At 64.3% G+C, this 18,375-nt stretch carries 18 protein-coding genes; 11 read left to right on the top strand and 7 right to left on the bottom strand.

Annotation, left to right across the window (positions count from 1 at the left end; translation table 11 throughout):
• Position 1: 1 nt before the first annotated feature.
• Complete coding sequence (locus EKN06_RS04665; protein WP_127611657.1) at positions 2–709, bottom strand: hypothetical protein; 708 nt, start codon at positions 707–709, stop codon at positions 2–4.
• On the bottom strand, positions 706–1,563 hold the full coding sequence (ypfJ, locus tag EKN06_RS04660; RefSeq protein WP_127611656.1) for a KPN_02809 family neutral zinc metallopeptidase: 858 nt from the start codon (positions 1,561–1,563) through the stop codon (positions 706–708). Before ypfJ ends, EKN06_RS04665 begins: the two co-directional genes overlap by 4 nt.
• Before the next feature lie 72 nt (positions 1,564–1,635).
• On the opposite strand from ypfJ, the gene EKN06_RS04655 reads away from it, so the two are divergent.
• The 6 genes from EKN06_RS04655 (at position 1,636) to EKN06_RS04630 (ending at position 7,182) form a co-directional block, all read left to right on the top strand.
• Positions 1,636–2,421, top strand: coding sequence for a 3-hydroxybutyrate dehydrogenase (locus tag EKN06_RS04655; RefSeq protein ID WP_127611655.1), 786 nt, complete (start codon positions 1,636–1,638; stop codon positions 2,419–2,421).
• A 57-nt stretch (positions 2,422–2,478) separates the two neighbouring features.
• Complete coding sequence (locus tag EKN06_RS04650) at positions 2,479–3,537, top strand: M20/M25/M40 family metallo-hydrolase (RefSeq protein WP_127611654.1); 1,059 nt, start codon at positions 2,479–2,481, stop codon at positions 3,535–3,537.
• A gap of 66 nt (positions 3,538–3,603) precedes the next feature.
• Positions 3,604–5,088, top strand: coding sequence for an IMP dehydrogenase (gene guaB, locus EKN06_RS04645; RefSeq protein ID WP_127611653.1), 1,485 nt, complete (start codon positions 3,604–3,606; stop codon positions 5,086–5,088).
• Positions 5,088–5,393: a hypothetical protein gene (locus EKN06_RS04640; protein WP_127611652.1), complete on the top strand. Its 306-nt coding sequence runs from the start codon at positions 5,088–5,090 to the stop codon at positions 5,391–5,393. The genes guaB and EKN06_RS04640 overlap by 1 nt, the downstream gene beginning before the upstream one ends.
• Positions 5,390–6,568: an RsmB/NOP family class I SAM-dependent RNA methyltransferase gene (locus EKN06_RS04635; RefSeq protein WP_127611651.1), complete on the top strand. Its 1,179-nt coding sequence runs from the start codon at positions 5,390–5,392 to the stop codon at positions 6,566–6,568. The genes EKN06_RS04640 and EKN06_RS04635 overlap by 4 nt, the downstream gene beginning before the upstream one ends.
• 104 nt (positions 6,569–6,672) lie before the next feature.
• Positions 6,673–7,182 (top strand): tetratricopeptide repeat protein, encoded by a 510-nt coding sequence (locus EKN06_RS04630; RefSeq protein ID WP_205693804.1) that lies wholly within the window; start codon positions 6,673–6,675, stop codon positions 7,180–7,182.
• An 18-nt stretch (positions 7,183–7,200) separates the two neighbouring features.
• On the opposite strand, the gene EKN06_RS04625 is transcribed toward EKN06_RS04630, so the two are convergent.
• Positions 7,201–7,683 carry an RNA pyrophosphohydrolase gene (locus tag EKN06_RS04625; protein ID WP_127611650.1) on the bottom strand — a complete coding sequence of 161 codons (483 nt, stop codon included), beginning with the start codon at positions 7,681–7,683 and terminating at the stop codon, positions 7,201–7,203.
• A gap of 220 nt (positions 7,684–7,903) precedes the next feature.
• Here EKN06_RS04625 and EKN06_RS04620 point away from each other — a divergent pair, with 220 nt between their 5' ends.
• The 3 genes from EKN06_RS04620 to EKN06_RS04610 are packed head-to-tail and all read left to right on the top strand — an operon-like array spanning position 7,904 to position 11,886.
• Positions 7,904–9,853, top strand: coding sequence for a 2-oxoacid:acceptor oxidoreductase subunit alpha (locus EKN06_RS04620; RefSeq protein ID WP_127611649.1), 1,950 nt, complete (start codon positions 7,904–7,906; stop codon positions 9,851–9,853).
• A 12-nt stretch (positions 9,854–9,865) separates the two neighbouring features.
• A complete protein-coding gene (locus EKN06_RS04615) occupies positions 9,866–10,900 on the top strand; it encodes a 2-oxoacid:ferredoxin oxidoreductase subunit beta (protein ID WP_127611648.1) in 1,035 nt (344 codons plus the stop codon).
• A 23-nt stretch (positions 10,901–10,923) separates the two neighbouring features.
• Complete coding sequence (locus EKN06_RS04610) at positions 10,924–11,886, top strand: metal-dependent hydrolase (protein WP_127611647.1); 963 nt, start codon at positions 10,924–10,926, stop codon at positions 11,884–11,886.
• Here the strand turns inward: EKN06_RS04610 and EKN06_RS04605 are convergent.
• Complete coding sequence (locus EKN06_RS04605; RefSeq protein ID WP_127611994.1) at positions 11,874–12,584, bottom strand: phosphatase PAP2 family protein; 711 nt, start codon at positions 12,582–12,584, stop codon at positions 11,874–11,876. The two genes, EKN06_RS04610 and EKN06_RS04605, sit on opposite strands and share 13 nt — an antisense overlap.
• Before the next feature lie 68 nt (positions 12,585–12,652).
• Between EKN06_RS04605 and EKN06_RS04600 the strand changes: the two genes are divergently transcribed.
• Positions 12,653–14,041, top strand: a complete 1,389-nt coding sequence (locus EKN06_RS04600) for a cryptochrome/photolyase family protein (protein WP_127611646.1) — start codon at positions 12,653–12,655, stop codon at positions 14,039–14,041.
• Positions 14,042–14,097: 56 nt separating this feature from the next.
• Entirely contained in the window at positions 14,098–15,372 is a 1,275-nt protein-coding gene (locus EKN06_RS04595; RefSeq protein ID WP_127611645.1) for an SAM-dependent methyltransferase, read from the top strand.
• 12 nt (positions 15,373–15,384) lie between these two features.
• Here EKN06_RS04595 and EKN06_RS04590 read toward each other — a convergent pair whose 3' ends face one another.
• The 3 genes from EKN06_RS04590 to purF all read right to left on the bottom strand — a co-directional run bounded on the left by EKN06_RS04590 (position 15,385) and on the right by purF (position 18,104).
• The gene (locus tag EKN06_RS04590; RefSeq protein WP_127611644.1) at positions 15,385–15,738 is read right to left on the bottom strand and encodes a PilZ domain-containing protein; all 354 of its coding nucleotides are present in this window, start codon (positions 15,736–15,738) and stop codon (positions 15,385–15,387) included.
• Between the two features lie 108 nt (positions 15,739–15,846).
• Positions 15,847–16,578 carry an SDR family NAD(P)-dependent oxidoreductase gene (locus EKN06_RS04585; protein ID WP_127611643.1) on the bottom strand — a complete coding sequence of 244 codons (732 nt, stop codon included), beginning with the start codon at positions 16,576–16,578 and terminating at the stop codon, positions 15,847–15,849.
• Positions 16,578–18,104 (bottom strand): amidophosphoribosyltransferase, encoded by a 1,527-nt coding sequence (gene purF, locus EKN06_RS04580; RefSeq protein ID WP_127611642.1) that lies wholly within the window; start codon positions 18,102–18,104, stop codon positions 16,578–16,580. Before purF ends, EKN06_RS04585 begins: the two co-directional genes overlap by 1 nt.
• Positions 18,105–18,375: the final 271 nt, after the last annotated feature.

The following is an 18,375-nucleotide window of genomic DNA, read 5'->3' as shown; positions in this document are numbered from 1 at the left end:
CCTACTTGGCGTTCTGGATCACCGGGATCGAAACGTAGGGCAAGCCGCCCGCCGTCGTCTTGTTCGTAAGCGCTGGCGACTTGGCCACCGGATCGACCTTGGCAGCCAGCACTGTCTTGGCGGGTTCGGGGCGATACTTCGCGGGATCGGGAAATGCGGGAAGGTCGGCCAGCGGTCTATCCGCTTCGACGTCCACGATCGGACGTGCGGGCCACGGGCATTCGCGCGCGAGCCCGATGCCCTTGAGGAAACCGCGCCGCACCATCGCTGCGTTGACCAGCACGCGTAGCCGCCGTTCTTCGCCCTTCGCGCCCGAAATTTCGCGGACGATCGACCGGAACGGGATCAGCCCGCCGACGATCGAACTCGCGATGCGCCCGGCGCTGTTCTTGTTCTTTTGCCCTTCTGATCGTTCTTCCGGATCGTCGATATCGCCGCCCAGCATCGTGTCGATGTCGGAAATTCCCCGTTCGATGGCGTGGCAAGACGTGAGGCCCGCCGTGGCATAGGGGTCGTGCCCGATATCCTTCAACAGCGGCGGAAGATCCTCTCCGTCAAGGTTGAGATCGCGCAGCGGCTGCATCGGGATGTCCTCTGCCTTCACGTCGGGATCGACTGCGGTCTCCGCCCGGGCTGGGCTGGCCGAGACCAAGGCGAAGGACAGAGCCGTGATGGCGACGGTTGCGAAAGAGCGTATCTGAAAGGTCATTGCTTGATATCCGCAAATGTGTCGCACTGGTCTTCGTCGCCGGTCTTCAGGCCTTTCTGCAACCACTGCATGCGCTGTTGACTGGTGCCGTGGGTGAAGTTGTCGGGCGAAACGCGCCCCTTCGTCAGGGTGTCGTCACCGATCGCGCTGGCGGCGCCAAGGCCTTCTTCGATATCGCCGGGTTCGATCAGACCGGGGTTTTTCGCCGCCCAGACGCCGGCGTAGCAATCGGCCTGAAGCTCCATGCGGACCTGCAACTGGTTTGCCATCTGCGGGTTCTGCTGCTGCGCCTGACGGACCCAGTTCGATGTCCCGGTCAGGGTCTGGACGTGGTGGCCATATTCGTGACCGATGACATAGGCCCGGGCAAAGTCGCCCCCTGCGCCCAACTGCTTGTCGAGCTGATCGTAGAAGCCGGTGTCGATGTAGATGCCCTGATCGGTCGGGCAATAGAACGGCCCCATCGCGCTTTGCGCCGCGCCGCAACCCGAACGGCCCGTGCCGTCGTAAAAGTTGAGCACTGGCTGCTTGAATTCGATATTGGCCGCAGCGAACAACGGTGCCCACGTTTCGTCGAGCGACGAAAGCGCCGAACAGGTTTCGCGGCTGTACGCGTTGACCGAACAGGATTCCTCCACTGTTCGACCATTCGACTGCCCGCTGGCGCTGCCCGTGCCTTGCGTGACCTGGTCTATGGTGCCCAGCGTGGTCATCGGATCCACGCCGAACACGACGGCACCGATGATCGCGATCACGACCGCACCGCAGCCCAATTTGCCGCCCGGACCGCCCATGCCGCCCGACCCGCGCTGGTCATTGACGCGAATATTCTTGGAAAAATCGTTGAGCCGCATCAATTGGCCTCCATATACGCGGCCAAAGACATCACGACCGGCCCCTACCTGCAAAACCTGACGGAGACGCAAATGTTCCTTAAAGGCAAGACGGCGCTCATTACCGGCTCCACCTCCGGGATCGGACTGGCCTATGCCAAGGCGCTGGCGGGGGAAGGTGCAAACGTCGCGATCAACGGTTTCGGCCATGCGGACGAGATCGAACAGGAGCGCCAGTCGCTTGCCGCCGCGAGCGGGGCTGACGCCGTTTATATCAACACCGATCTGACCACCGAACAGGGCTGCGCGGACTTGATGGAGCAGGCGATCGCCAAATTCGGCGCGGTCGATATCCTCATCAACAATGCCGGAATGCAGCATGTCGCGCCGATCGACGAATTCCCCGTTGCGATGTGGGACAAGATCATCGCGCTGAACCTGTCGAGCGCCTTCCACACCAGCCGGCTGGCCATCCCCGGAATGAAGCAAAAGGGCTGGGGGCGCATCATCATGACCGCCAGCGCCCATTCGTTGACCGCGTCGCCGTTCAAGGTTGCCTATGTTTCGGCCAAGCACGCGCTGGCGGGCATGACCAAGACCATCGCGCTGGAACTGGCCGAACAGAACATCACGGCCAATTGCATCAGCCCCGGCTACGTCTGGACGCCGCTGGTCGAAAACCAGATCCCCGACACGATGAAGGCCCGCGGCATGACCCGCGAACAGGTCATCAACGACGTGCTGCTGGAACGCGAGCCGACCAAGAAGTTCACCCAACCTGCGGATCTCGGCGCGCTGGCGTTGTTTTTGTGCAGCGATGCGGCGGCGAATATCACCGGCACCAACATTTCCGCAGACGGCGGCTGGACCGCGCAGTAAGGCGGGCACGACCGGGCCGGGAAGACCGCCGGGAGCCAAAGGAAGAACAGGGGCGCGATGGCGGCAAGGGGCGCAGTGCTGGGGGTTGTCGCGAGCCTGTGCGCAGCGTTGACGGCGTGCGTCCCGGCGCAGCCTGTCGCGACCGTGCCACGCCCGTTGAGCGAAATGGAGGTCGCGCTTCATTCGCATGTCGCCGTGCTCGCTTCCGACGAATTCGCGGGCCGCGAGGTCGAATCGATCGGCGAGGGGTTGACGCTCGATTACCTTCAGGCCGAATTTGCTGCGGCGGGGCTGAAATCGGGCACGCACGATCCGGGTAACGCGTGGCGCGAACCGTTCAGTTACGAGCATCAGGGTCGCACTATCCGCACCCATAACCTGATCGCCCGGCTGCCGGGAGCGGAGCCGCAGGCAGGCGCGGTGCTGCTGATCGCGCACTGGGATCACCTGGGGTACGGCGCGCGCTGCAAGCGTGCGGGCGACGATAAGGTGTGCAACGGCGCGGTCGACAATGCCAGCGGGCTGGCCATGATGATCGAGATCGCGCGTGCGCTGGCCAAGGGGCCGCAACCGGAGCGCGATATTTATTTCCTGGCTTCGGGCGGAGAGGAAGACGGCTTGCGCGGTGCGCTGTCGTTTGTGGCCGACCCGCCGGTCCCGCTGGAAAAATTCGTCGCCGTCTTCAATCTCGACACCGAAGGGGTGGCGCCGCCCGGTGCGCCCGTCGTCGTGCTGGCGACCCCTGGTCCGGCCACTGTCGGCGCGTTGATGTCGCTGGTTTCGGCGACCGCGCGGGACGAAGGTGTGACGCTGGTCCCGCCCGACGAAGGCAATCGCAAATACCTGAAAAGACAGGACGGCTGGGCTTTCGACGCAGAAGGAATCCCCGCCGTCATCATCAGCGCCGCCTTTGCCCAGCAGAACCGGCTGCGCGATTACATGCGGCACCGCTATCACCGCGCGAACGACGACGTGGCCGGGGTCGAACTGGGCGCGGCGGCGGACATGGTCGGGTTTCACGTGGCGCTGCTGCAGCGGGCCGCCAATCCGGCGATGTTGCCCCGCGCGGTGACCGCCGCGGCGGGCCGAACCGCGATTACCGCAAACGCCCCCTAGCGGTAATGGGGCGCGGTGGTTACATGGGCCGCCACGAATCCCCCAATTTTCGCGACAGCAGGGCCCATGGCAAACCGATTTTCCGCATCCGACATTCCACTGGGCCTCACTTTCGACGACGTGCTTCTGCGCCCGGCGGCAAGCTCGCTCGTCCCGTCGCAGGCCGACACCCGCACGCGGATATCGCGCGACATCGGCATCAACATCCCGATCGTGTCGAGCGCGATGGACACGGTGACCGAATCGGACATGGCGATCGTCATGGCGCAGTTGGGCGGCATCGGGGTGCTTCACCGCAACTTGACCATTCAGCAGCAGTGCGCCGCCGTCCGGCAGGTCAAGCGGTTCGAAAGCGGCATGGTCGTGAACCCGATCACCATCACGCCCGATGCGACGCTGGGCGAAGCGCGCAGCCTGATGCAGGTGCACCGCATTTCGGGGATCCCGGTGGTCGAGGCCAACGGCAAGCTGTGCGGCATCCTGACCAATCGCGACGTGCGCTTTGCCGCCGATGAAAAGCAGCCGGTGAAGGAATTGATGACGGCGGACAACCTTGCCACCGTCGACACCGGGATCACGCAGGAAGAAGCGCGCCGGCTGTTGCATCAACGCCGCATCGAAAAGCTTTTGGTGGTGGACGATAATTATCGCTGCGTCGGGCTGATCACGGTCAAGGATATCGAAAAGGCGGTCATGTACCCCAATTCGACCAAGGACGCTTCCGGGCGCTTGCGCGTCGCGGCGGCCACCACCGTGGGCGACAAAGGGTTCGAGCGGACCGAGGCGCTGGTCGATGCCGAAGTCGACCTGATCGTCATCGACACCGCGCACGGCCATAACAAGGACGTGGCGCTGGCGGTCGAACGCGCCAAGAAGCTGTCGAGCACGGTTCAGGTCGTGGCGGGCAATGTCGCCACGGCAGAAGCGACAAAGGCGCTGATCGGCGCGGGCGCGGACGGGATCAAGGTCGGCATCGGGCCGGGTTCGATCTGCACCACCCGCATCGTCGCAGGTGTCGGCGTGCCGCAGCTGACCGCCGTGATGGAAAGCGCCGAGGAAGCCGACAAGCACGGCGTTCCGGTGATCGCCGACGGCGGCGTGCGCACGTCGGGCGATGCGGCCAAGGCGCTGGCCGCCGGGGCATCGTCCATCATGGTCGGATCGATGCTGGCCGGGACCGAGGAAGCGCCGGGCGACACATTCCTGTTTCAGGGCCGCTCGTACAAATCCTATCGCGGCATGGGCAGCGTCGGCGCGATGGCCCGCGGCAGCGCGGACCGTTATTTCCAGCAGGACGTCAAGGAACAGATGAAGCTGGTGCCCGAAGGGATCGAGGGGCAGGTCCCCTACAAAGGTCCGGCGCGCGACGTGATTCACCAGCTGGTCGGCGGGATCAAGGCGGCGATGGGCTATACCGGCTGCGAAAATATCGAGAGCCTGCGCACCGATGCAAAGTTCGTTCGCATCACGAACGCGGGACTTCGCGAAAGCCACGTTCACGACGTTTCGATCACGCGAGAGGCGCCCAATTACCCGGCGAGCGGTTCCTGATGGCGGGCAAGGGGACGAAAAAGTCCGCGCCCGATCCGCTGAGCCTTGCGACCAGCGCCACCATGCTGTGGGTCGAAAGCTGCTACGTCATCTGGGCCCGCAGCTGGATGATCATGGCGGGCGGCCCGGGCGCGGCGAAGGAATCGCAGCGCATGGTCGCTGAAAAGGTGCAGGCGAGCCAGGAACTGATGATGCAGGCGATGACCGGATCGCTGGGTAGCGGCATGGTCGCCGCGCAGCGCAGCGTCGATCATTACGGCCGGAAAGTCAGCGCCAACCGCCGCCGTCTCGCGAAAACGAAGTGACGCCGCGCGCGCGGGTCCAGGCCGCGATCGAGATACTCGATCTCGTCGTGCAGGCCGCCCGCACCGGCGGGGCCAGCGCCGACCGTATCGTCGCCGAAGGGCTGAAGGCCCGGCGCTATGCCGGATCGAAGGATCGGCGCGCGATCCGCGAATACATCTATGCCGCGATCCGCGCCTGCGGCCCGGTGCCGCAAAGCGGTCGCGCGGCGATGCTGCGGCTGGCGCAAATCGACCCGGACGTCGCAGTCCTGTTCGACGGCGGCGGATATGGTCCTGCCCCCATCGCCGCGGACGAATCCGTGGCCGAAGGCGGCATCGCGCCCGCATGGCTGGAACGCGCGTTGGCCGACAGCGGCGTCGCGGGCGACGATGCGCTGGCTTTGCTGGGCCGTGCGCCGCTGGACGTGCGGGTCAACGCGTTGAATGCATCGCGCGACACGATTGAGCTTCCCGAAACCGGTGAGCCGCTCGCCGCGACTGCGGGCCTGCGCTTTGCGCCCGGCACCCCGGTCGAACGCTGGGACGCTTTTGCCAATGGCGAGATCGAAGTGCAGGACGGCGGCAGCCAGCTGGCCTGCATGGCGCTGGGCGCGAAGCCGGGCGAAACGGTCATCGACCTTTGCGCAGGCGCGGGCGGCAAGACCATTGCGCTGGCCGCGGCCATGGCGAACGAGGGCACGCTGATCGCGTCCGACACCAATCGCGATCGGCTGTCGCGGCTGGCCCCGCGCGCAGAACGGGCAGGGGCGAGCATCGCGCAAACCGTGCTGTTGGATCCGGGCCGCGAACTGGCCGCGCTCGACCGATGGCGCGGGAAGGCCGATGCGGTGCTGGTCGATGCGCCGTGTTCGGGCACGGGCACATGGCGGCGCAATCCCGAAACCCGCTGGCGGCTGAGCGAATCGGACATTGCGAAATTTGCCGCGGTGCAGCTTCGCCTGCTCGAAATTGCGGGCGAATTGGTGCGACCCGGTGGACGGATCGGCTATATCACCTGTTCGCTGCTCGATGCCGAAGGTGCAGAGCTGGTAGAGAAGTTTCTGGCGAGGAATCCACGCTTTTTCGCCGAAGAGGTCACGCTTCCCGCAGGTGTCGCGCGCGGGCCGGGCTGGCGGCTTTCCCCGACGATCAGCGGGACCGACGGATTTTTCATCGCACGTCTAGGAACGCTCTGATAGCTTGGGCTATTATGGCAGTTGTCACCCACGCACATCCATCTGCCAGCCGGAGCAATCCCGACCTATTCGGGACCGACCGGAAAAGGATTACGGAGTTGCTGATGCGCTATTCGCCCGTTGCCGTCGCCATCTCGCTGCTTGTCGCGGTAACCGCCAGCACGTCGTTCGGACAGGCGCCCGTGGCGGTCGATCCGCGCGTGGCGGTCCTGCTCGATACAGGTCGCACCGCGCTGGCGTCCGGCGATCTCGACAGGGCGGCGGACAATTTCGAAGCGGCGCTGGTTCTCGCGCCGGGCAGCACTGCCATCTATCTGCAACTGGCCGATCTTTCACGCGCCAAGGGATTGCAGGGTCAGGCGATCCACTATTACCGCGAGGCGCAGGAAACCGACCCCGGCAATCTGGCCGCGATATCGGGCGAAGGCGCGGCGATGGCCGAAAAGGGCGCGACCGCAAAGGCGGAGCGCAACTTGGCCAAGCTGCAATCCATGTGCGGCAGCAATTGCGCCGAAGCGGGCGCGCTGGCCAGCGTGATCGCGCGCGGCCCGTTGCCGCAGATCAAGTCGGCGGAGGCGACGCCCCAGACGGCCAATCCCGTCGAATCGAACTGAACGCAGGCGCGCCGCCCGTCACAAGTGCGGGCGGAACAGTTCCAGCACGCGGGTATAGACCGGCCGCTTGAACGGAATGATCAGTTCCGGCAGGAGGTCCGCTTCGGTCCAGCGATATTCGTTGAATTCCGCAGGGTCGTGGGCATTGAGGTCGATGTCGGCGTCGGTGCCGGAAAAACGCATCAGGAACCAGGACTGGCGCTGACCGATATAACGCCCGCCCCACAGCTTGCCCTTCAGTTCCGCCGGCAATTCGTAGAACAGTTCGTCCTGCGTCCGCGCGACGATTTCCACCTTGTCGCGGCGGATGCCGGTCTCTTCGTGCAGTTCGCGAAATGCCGCTTCGTCCCAATCTTCGCCCGGGTCGACGCCACCCTGCGGCATCTGCCACCAGTCGCCTTCTTTCGTGTCGATCCGCTTGCCCACGAATACGCGCGATGCCTCGTTCACGATCATCAACCCTGCACAGGGGCGGTAAAGGGCGGGATCGGGGGTCGTCATGGGCGGTCCTTGAAACGGGTGAGGGCCGGGCTGCGGGCCGGGTAGTTTGAATAGCGGGTGCCTGTCATATCAGGCCCCATAGTTTTTCTGAATTGAAACAGGCAAGGTGCAGGCCTAGTTGCCGTGCATAATTCGGTCCATATCGTAAGACACATCTATCGTCATGATATTGAACGGCCCATGATGTTCAACGGATACGCTCCGCTGCAAGGATAGAAGAATGGCGTCTGCTACCTCCCCCAGTTCCGCCGGAACGACCGAAGCTGTGGTCGTCCGTTTCGCGGGCGATTCCGGCGACGGGATGCAGTTGACTGGGGGGCAGTTCACGCTGTCCACCGCGCTGGCGGGCAACGACCTTGCGACTTTCCCCGATTTTCCGGCGGAAATCCGCGCGCCGCAGGGCACGCTGTTCGGCGTGTCCGCGTTCCAGATCAATTTCGGTTCCACCGCGATCGAAACCGCGGGCGACGCGCCCGACGTGCTGGTTGCGATGAACCCCGCCGCGTTGAAGGTGAACGTCGCTGCGCTTAAGCCCGGCGGGCTGATCATCGCCGACACCGGCGAATTCACGAAGCGCAACCTTGAAAAGGCGAAGTACGACGAGAACCCGCTGGAAAACGGCAGTCTCGCGAAATGGGACCTGCTGGCGTTCGACATCAGCGCCCTGACGCTCGAAGCGGTGAAACCGTTCGGCCTTGGCAACAAGGAAGCGCTGCGCTGCAAGAACATGTGGACGCTGGGCCTTGCGCTGTGGATGTTCGACCGTCCGCGCGACCCGATCCACGACTGGCTGAAGGCCAAATTCGCCAAGTCGCCCGTTCTGGCCGAAGCGAACATTGCCGCGCTCGACGCGGGTCACGCATACGGCGAAACGGCGGAACTGACTGGCCCGCTGAAGCAGGTCCACGTCGAACCGGTCGTGTCCGAACCGGGCCTGTACCGCACGATCACCGGTGCCGAAGCGATCAGCCTTGGCCTCGTTGCCGGCGCGCAGCTGGCTGACCTGCCGATGTTCTTCGGCGGTTATCCGATCACGCCCGCCTCCGCGATCCTGCACCATCTGGCGCGGCTCAAGGAATTCAACGTCCAGACATTTCAGGCCGAGGACGAGATCGCGGCGATCTGTGCGGCCATCGGCGCGTCCTATGCCGGACAGCTTGGCGTAACGTCTTCGTCCGGCCCCGGCATCGCGCTGAAGGGCGAGGCGATGGGCCTTGCCATCATGACCGAATTGCCGCTCATCATCGTCAATTCGCAGCGCGGCGGCCCGTCGACCGGCCTTCCGACGAAGACCGAACAGTCGGATCTCTATCAGGCGATCTATGGCCGCAACGGCGATGCGCCGCTGCCGGTGATCGCAGCGCGCAGCCCGGGCGATGCGTTCGATTGCGCGATTGAGGCGTGCCGAATCGCCGTTCAGTACATGACCCCGGTGATGCTGCTGACCGATGGTTATATCGCCAATGCCGCCGAACCGTGGAAGGTGCCCGATCCGGCCAGCTACGCCCCGTTCCCGGTCAAGTTCCTGACCGAAAAGAACGCGAAGAATGCCGACGGTACCGACGAGCTGCTGCCGTTCGCCCGCGATGAAAAGGGCGCGCGCCCTTGGATCAAGCCGGGCACGCCGGGCCTGATGCACCGCATCGGCGGCATCGAAAAGGCGCAAGGGACGGGCCACATCGACTATTCGCCCGCCAACCATCAGGCGATGACCGACGCCCGCAAGGACAAGATCGACGGCGTCGCGAATTCGATCCCCGATCAGGACGTCTGCCTTGGCAACCAAAGCGGCAAGCTGGTTCTGGTCGGTTGGGGCAGCACGTTCGGCCCGATCCATCAGGCCGTGCGCCGCGCGCGCAAGAACGGCCTCGACGTCAGCCACGTCCATGTCCGCCATGTCTGGCCGCTGCCGAAAAACCTCGGCCCCTTGCTCAAGGGTTTCGAGAACGTGCTCGTGCCCGAAATGAACACCGGGCAGTTCAAGACCGTGCTGCGCGACCAGTATCTCGTCGATGCGCAGCCGCTCACCAAGACCAGCGGTCAGCCGTTCGCCATCGCCGAGATCGAGGACGCCATCGAGAAGTTCTTCGACGACATCCCCGGCAACGAAGGCGGCGAAGTCGCAGTCAACGAAACCCAGCTTCCCAGCCCGGAAGCGATCAATCCTTGAGGGCCGCAGACCATGAACGACATGACCCCCGTTACGACGACGCTCAAGGACTGGGAAACCGACCAGGAGGTGCGCTGGTGCCCCGGTTGCGGCGACTACGCGATTCTCAAGGCGGTGCAGCGCACCTTGCCGCAGCTCGGTTGCGACCCGGCGAAGACCGTGTTCGTGTCGGGCATCGGCTGTTCGAGCCGTTTTCCGTACTACGTTGAAAGCTATGGTTTCCACACGATCCACGGCCGCGCGCCGGCGTTCGTCACCGGCATCAAGCTGGCGAACCCGGAACTGGACGTATGGATGGTGACGGGTGACGGCGACGGCATGTCCATCGGCGGCAACCACACGATGCACATCCTGCGCCGCAATATCGACGTGCAGATCCTGCTGTTCAACAACGAGATCTACGGCCTGACCAAAGGGCAGTATTCGCCGACCAGCCGCATCGGCACGAAAAGCCCGTCGACGCCCGCCGGATCGATCGACCGTCCGGCACAGCCTTGCGCCTTTGCGTTGGGTTCGGGCGCGCGCTTTGTCGCCCGTGGCTTCGACGTGTCGAAGAACCTGCCAGACGTGCTGAAGGCGGCGCATGCCCACAGGGGCGCGGCCTTTGTCGAAATTTTCCAGAACTGCATCGTCTATAACAAGGACGTGTTCAACGATTTCGCCGCCCCCAAGGGTGCCGAAGAAAATCAGCTTTGGCTCGAAAACGGGCAACCGATGCTGTTCGCAAAAGGCACCAAGGGCCTTGCCCGCGATGTCGAGGCGATGACGCTAAAGGTCGTGGACGTAATCGACGGCGATTGGGAAGCGGCAGGCGTGATGATTCACGACGTCAAGAACCGTACGCTGGCCCATATGCTGGTCGAACTGCCGTTCGGTCCGTTCCCGATGGCGCTGGGCGTGATCTACGACGATCCGCGCCCGGCCTATGACGCGGTCGTTTCCGAAGACCTCGCAAGGGCGCGCGAAGGCAAGAAGCCAGATCTCGCCGCACTGCTGGCCAAGGGACAGACGTGGACCGTCAGCGGCACGGCGCAAGACCCGATCTGAGGTCTGTGCCGACCGCTTGATCCATGGATAACCTCACCCACAGCCTCGTCGGCGCTTTGATCGGGCAGACGGGGCTGAAACGGCGGACCGGGCTTGCCATGCCCGCGCTTATTTTCGGCGCGAACTTGCCCGACATCGACGCGGGCTGTGTCGTTCATGGCCTCGAAAGCCTCGCCATGCGGCGCGGGCTGACGCACGGGCCGATCGCGTGGGTGGTGCTGCCCCTGCTGCTCGCCGCTTTCATCTGGTGGTTCGACCGGTGGCAGGCGAAACGGGGCACTCGCCCCGAAAGCCGCCTGCCGGTGCGGTTCGGCTGGCTTTGGCTGCTGGCGACGCTGGCGTGCCTTAGTCATCCGGCGCTGGACTGGCTCAATTCCTATGGCATCCGCCTGTTCGAACCGTTTTCGCAGCGATGGTTCTATGGCGATGCGCTGTTCATCGTCGATGTCTGGTTGTGGGCGACGCTGGGCCTGACGTTGGCGTGGTCGTTGTGGCGGGAAAAGCGGGATGTTGCGACTTGGCGGCGCCCTGCGCTGGCGGGGCTGGCCGCCGCGCTGGCCTATATCAACTTCAACCTCGTGCTGACCGAAAGTGCGCGGGCCGCGACGCCGCAGTCGCAAGCGATCGCGGTGCCAGTGCCGATCAGATTCTGGGAACGCGACCTGATCGTCGACGTCGACGGCGCGGTGTACATGGGCAAGGGGCTGCAACGCTGGTCGCTGGATGGCGGTTTGGCGCGCGACGTGGAACTGCTGACGCAGCGCCCAGCCTGCCTTCACCCAATGCAATTGCCGCAATTCGCGCCCGACAACGCCGACCTTGCGGCTTTCCTGTTCTGGTCGCGGTCACCCTATATCGACCGGATCGAACGCGACGGTAAAATCATCGACTTGCTGAAGGATGCGCGGTTTTCGGGCCGTGCCAGCGGCCAGTTCAGCATCGCAATCCCGGTCCCGACCGAAGCGGAAACCTGTTATTTCGAGTGAGTGGCTCCGGCGGCCTTGTCCGCGGGTGCTTTCAGCAATGCGGCGGCCATGAAGGCCCAGCCCGCACCGCCAAGCCAGCCCGCGGTCACGTCGCTGGGATAGTGCACACCTAGCCACACCCGGCTCCACGCGATAAGGATCGAGGCGGCGATGGCCACGCCGAGGATCGTCAGGCGCACCGACTGCCGCGCGGACAATGACGCAAAGGCGAGCGCCATCGCGATATAGACGACCGCCGAATTGAAGCTGTGACCCGACGGAAAGCTGGCGCCCGACGCTTCGGTCAGGTGCGCGACGATTTCGGGCCGGGGCCGCCCGACAAGGTCCTTGATCCCGGTATTGACCAGCCAGCCGGCGATGACCGTTGCGGCGAACAGGAACGCTTCGCGTCGCAGTCGCAGGAACAGCAGCGCGGCAATCGCGCCCAGCGCGAACAGGTTGCGCAACAGCACGCCGCCCAGCGCGGTGATGTCGCGCACCATCTCCAGCAGCTTGGCCGGACCGCGCAGGACAGCGCCATCGTCCGCGCGCCAGAACAGCAGGCCGAAATCGTCGAAAGCCGTGGTCCGTCCCGTTTCCACCGCCCAGACCATCGCGGCAAAGCCCAGCCAGCACAGCAAGCCGGCGACAATCGCCTTGCGCCGGTCGATCCGCCAGCCACGGGCGGGAAGGGTGATGTTTTCGGCAGGAAGCGTCATGGTCAAGGGAACCCGCTTATGCCACGCTCCGTTCCCATGGCCATCCCCCCTGTTTTACCGGAGAGATAATGACCGCGCCACGCATCGTCTGGTTTCGTCGCGATTTGCGCCTGTCCGATCAGCCTGCGCTCTGCGCCGCTGCTGCGCAAAGCGGACCGGTGATCCCGGTCTATGTGCTCGATGACGAAACGCCCGGTGACCGTCGCATGGGCGGGGCGTCGCGATGGTGGTTGCACCATTCGCTGGACAGCCTGAACCGTTCGTTGGGGCGGCACCGGTCGCGGCTGGTGCTGCGCCGCGGCGACGCGGCAAAGGAAATCGCCAAGCTGATGCGCGAAACCGGCGCGTGCGAGGTGCACGCCATCCGCCACTACGAACCATGGTGGCGCAAGGCGCAGGGGCGTCTGGCGAAAGAGGTCGAACTGATCCTGCACGACGGCAATTACCTGCTGCCTCCGGGCACGGTCACGACGGGTTCGGGCGATCCGTACAAGATCTACACCCCTTTCGCGAAATCGGCGCGACAGTGCCTGCCCGCGCGTCATGTGCTGGACGAACCGTCGCTGACAAATCCGGACGAATGGCCGCATTCCGATACCTTGGAGGATTGGGGCCTCTTGCCGACAAAACCCGATTGGGCGGGCGGTTTCGGCAAGGCGTGGGACGTCGGCGAAACAGCCGCGCACGAACGGCTGGACGATTTCGCCGATGTCGTCGCCGAGTACGATTCGGATCGCAACATGCCCTCGGTTGACGGATCGTCGCGCCTGTCCCCGCATCTCCATTTCGGCGAGATCAGCGTGACGCAGGTGTCGGATCGGCTGGCGCGCCACACCGGGCAGGGGGCCGATACTTTTCGCGGCGAACTGCTGTGGCGCGACTATGCGCAGAACGTGATCTGCCAGTTTCCCGACTATCCGTCGAAATCCTACCGCGATTACGACGATACGCTGTGGCGCAATCCCGACCGCGGGCACCTGATCGCCGAAGATCTGCGCGCATGGCAGCAGGGGCGCACCGGATATCCCATCGTCGATGCTGGAATGCGGCAATTGTGGGCGACCGGCTGGATGCACAACCGGGTGCGGATGATGGCGGCAAGCTTCCTCGTCAAACATCTGCTCATCGATTGGCGGCATGGGGAGCGGTGGTTCTGGGACACGCTGGTCGATGCCGATTACGGCAGCAACGGCGTCAATTGGCAGTGGGTTTCGGGCACCGGGGTCGACAGCAACATGTTCCCGCGCATCATGGCGCCGCTGTCGCAGTCGGAGAAGTTCGACGCGGGCGATTACATCCGCGAGTGGGTCCCCGAACTGGCCGAACTGTCCGATGCGCAGATCCACGATCCCGACGATGGGCATCGCCCGCCCCAATATCCCCATAGGCTGATCGGGCACAAAGAGGCGCGCGAACGAGCGTTGGCCGCCTATCGCGAGATGAAGGCGGCGCAATAAGGCTTCGTATCAACCCCGGTTGATCGCGGCGCGGCGCGGGACCATAATTCTGGGCAATGGCACAGTCGGAGGCACGCGGCCGGCACCTGATCGATGCCGGGCTTCGTTTCCAGCATGGTTCGGGCTGGCTGGCCCGGACTGTGTCCGGCGGGGTCGACCGGATCGTCGCCGCCATCGACGCAGGGCTGCGCACCGGCACAGTCGTGGCGCGCTTGCCTGACGGATCGACGATGGCGCTGGGCGGGCGTGCGCCCGGTTTCCATGCCCGCATCCACATAAAGGACTGGCGCGCGCTGATCCGGCTGGCAACCGGCGGGTCAGTGGGCTGGTATCGTGCGTGGGAGGCGGGGGAATGGGACAGTCCCGACCCGGTGCCGATCTTTGCGCTGTTCATGGCCAATGCCGATGCCCTGGGCGAACTGGGTCGCGCCAAGGGACCGTGGCGCTGGGTATCGCGGCTAGCCCATGCGGCGAACCGCAACACCTTGCGCGGAGCAAGGGCGAACATCGCGGCACATTACGACCTCGGCAACGATTTCTACGCCGCTTGGCTGGACCCGACGCTGTCTTATTCGAGCGGGCTTTTCACGCGTGCCGGCTTGTCGCTCGAACAGGCGCAGCGGGAAAAGGTGCGGGCGTTGGCCGACCGGCTGAACCTGTCAAAGGGCGACGAAGTGCTGGAAATCGGCTGCGGCTGGGGCTTTCTCGCGCGGACGCTTGCCAACGATCATGCGGCCGATGTCACGGCGATCAGCCTTTCGGACGAACAGCTTGACCACGCGCGCGCGGCGAATGCGCGGGATGCGCGACCCGTCGATTTCCGCAAGCAGGACTATCGCGACACCGATGGCCGGTACGACGCCATCGTCAGCGTGGAGATGGCAGAAGCGCTGGGCCGCGAATATTGGCCGACATATATGGATTGCATGGCCCGCTGCCTGAAACCGGGCGGGCGCGCGGCGATCCAGTATATTTCGATGCGCGACGACCTGTTCGACGCTTATGCGAAGAGCGCCGATTTCATCCAGACCTTCATCTTTCCCGGTGGCTTGCTGATCCGCACCAGCGAGTTCAGGCGGCTGGCCGAAGAGCGCGGCCTGGAATGGCGCGACCAGCGCGATTTCGGGATCGATTATGCCGAAACGCTGAAACTATGGCGCGAAAGGTTCGACCGCGCGGCAGCCGAGGGAAAGCTGCCGCGCGGCTTCGATGCCCGGTTCATCGGGCTATGGCGCTTCTATCTGATGTACTGCGAAGGAGGATTTCGCGGAGGCGGGATCGACGTTCACCAGGTGACGCTGGTCAAGCCCGCCCAAAGTTTGCCCGCTTGAAATTTGCCCGGATCAAACCCGGCGCGGCACTTGGGCGCTGCCGCGATAGCGGTTTACGATGTCGTCGTAGACGATCGGGCTGAGCAGGTTCTGAAAGGCGCAACCGACAAGATTGTTCTGCCACCAGATCACTTCGCACTGCAACGCGGCGAGGCCGGGCAGTTTGAGCCAGCACAGCGTGCCGACGGCAAGGCGATTGACGCAACTGGCCGAAAAGCCGCCGAGCGAAAGATCCTGCACTTCGCTGGAAAAACCATGACCGCCGGCCGGACGCAGCGTGACCGGGATCGTCAGTTGCAGGCGGGGCGCGCTGCGATCTTCCTGCGATGCCGCGAAATAACGGTCGGTAAGGAAAAATTCGGTCATGGCATGCAATCCCGTGAAAGAGGACAACCGTGGCCGACAATCCCGCTCGAAAGCGAATCGGCCGTTCTTGAGTGTCCTCAGTCTGCGATAATTGCGGTTAAGGGCGGGTTACTTCGCATCCTTAACGGAAAATATTCCGCCGTTCGGGAAGTCTTTACCAAGCATGTTGGCGATGAATTGCGCCACCACTTCGGGCGGCTGAACCGTTGCCGGATCTTCGCCGGGAAAGGCGCGGGCACGCATGTCGGTGCGGGTGCCGCCGGGGTTGACGATGGCCGTCCGGACACTGCTGGTATTGGCGTTTTCAAGGGCGTAACTACCCAGCAGGCTGTCGAATGCGGCCTTGGTCGCGCCATATCCCGCCCAATAGGCGCGCGGGGAGGATCCGACGCTGCTGGTCAGGCCGATGACGGTGCCGCGTTCCGCACGTTTGAGCATCGGATGGAACGCCGCGATCAGGTTCTGCGTCGCCAGCACGTTAACCGTGAGCGCGTGGCTGAACGCCTTGGGATCGAGATCCTGCACCGGCGTATGCGGCACGAAGACCGCTGCGTTGATGACGAGCACGTCGAGCGCATCCCAGCGCCCCGATATGGCTGTGGCGAGGCGGGCGATCGAGTCGGGTTCCGCCAAGTCCATCGGCGCGATCGTCGCGCTGCCGCCGGTTTTGTGGATCTGATCTTCGACCTGTTCCAGCTTGCGGTCGTCGCGCGCGGTCAGGATGACGTGCGCGCCCCGGTTGGCCAGTTCGATGGCGGTCGCCGCGCCGATGCCCTGGCTTGCCCCGGTGACAAGCGCCAGCTTGCCCGCAAGGGGCTTGTTCGCCGCATCGTCGGTCATCAGGCTGCCTTTTCACCGACGGACTTGCCGCGCGTTGTCTTTTCGCTGCCGTTCAGCGTGTTGTCGGCAAAGCTGAGCTGCGGATTCACGCGTTCGGACACGTCGGTAAGGGTCGTGGGATATTCACCGGTAAAGCAGGCGTCGCAATATTGCGGGCACGTCGCCTTGCGCTGCTCGATCCCCACTGCGCGGTACAGGCCGTCGATCGAAACGAAGGCGAGGCTGTCCGCCTGGATGAATTCCTGCATCGCCTGAACGTCCATGCGCGCGGCCAGCAACTTCGACCGTTCAGGCGTGTCGACGCCGTAAAAGCACGAATGCATCGTCGGCGGGCTGGCGATGCGCATGTGCACTTCGCGGGCGCCGGCATCGCGCATCATTTGCACGATTTTCAGGCTGGTGGTGCCGCGCACGATCGAATCGTCGATCAGGATAATCCGCTTGCCCGCGACAAGCGCGCGGTTGGCATTGTGCTTGCGAGCCACCGACGAATTGCGCTGGCCGTCGCTGGGCTGGATGAATGTGCGGCCGACATAGTGCGACCGGATGATGCCTAGCTCGAACGGCACGCCCGATTGCTGGGCATAGCCGATGGCGGCGGGCACGCCTGAATCGGGCACCGGGATGACGATATCGGCATCGGCGGGGCTTTCGATGGCGAGCTGTTCGCCGATCGCCTTGCGCACCGAATAGACCGAGCGGCCGTCGCTGATCGAATCGGGGCGGCTGAAATAGACGTGTTCGAAAATGCATGGGCGCGCCGATGGCCTGCCGAACGGGCGGGTGGAGCGGATCGTGCCGTCGAAATCGACTTCGACCAATTCGCCCGGTTCGATTTCGCGTTCGAATTCCGCCCCGATAATATCGAGTGCGACCGTTTCGCTCGCGAACACCACGGCGTCGCCGACCCGGCCCATGACCAGCGGACGAATGCCGAGCGGATCGCGGCAAGCGACCATGCCCTTGTTCGTCATCACGACCAGCGAATAGGCCCCTTCGACAAGGCGCAGGGCATCGACGAAGCGGTCCAGCATCGTGGGATAGCGGCTGGTCGCGACGAGGTGGATGATGACCTCGGTATCGCTTGTCGACTGGAAGATCGCGCCCTTGCGAACCAGTTCGGCGCGCAAGTGCATCGCGTTGGAGATATTGCCGTTGTGGGCAATGGCAAAGCCGCCGCTGGCAAGATCGGCGTATAGCGGCTGAACGTTACGCAGCCCCGCGCCGCCCGTGGTGGAATAGCGCACGTGACCCGCCGCCATTTCGCCGGGCAACTGCGCGAGCGCTTCGCCGGTGGAGAAGTTTTCGGCGACGTGGCCGGTGCCGCGCCGGGAATAGAATTCGGTGCCGTCGAAGCTGGTGATGCCCGCCGCTTCCTGTCCGCGGTGCTGCAGGGCGTGAAGGCCGAGGGCCGTGACGGCAGCAGCGTCGCGGGCGCCGATGACGCCGAATACGCCGCATTCTTCTCGCAGCTTGTCGCCATCCGTGTCGAGGTACGGATGCTGGACGAAATCGGTGGGCGTCATGCCTTGATGGTTCCGATATGTAGCCTGCCGGGGGATGCGCCGGGGGACTTAACAGAAAGCCCCGATCACGTCACGCGCGCCTTAGCCGGTGTTTCAATGCGATTACAACCGCCGATTGCAGCCGTCGCTGGACCGGCGCTCGCACATGCGGCAATCGCCTCTGTGCCGTGCGCCGCTTGCCAGCGCGGGAACCGCGGCCTAGTCACGCGAGTTCACCGTCAAACCGCGATGCGCAACGGGGCCGGCCCACGGCAGTTTCGACCCGATCCGC

It is taken from the genome of Croceicoccus ponticola (assembly GCF_004004515.1).
GTDB lineage: Bacteria > Pseudomonadota > Alphaproteobacteria > Sphingomonadales > Sphingomonadaceae > Croceicoccus > Croceicoccus ponticola.
Note: the sequence above shows the minus strand (reverse complement) of the source record. Positions and strands in the feature narration are given on the sequence as shown.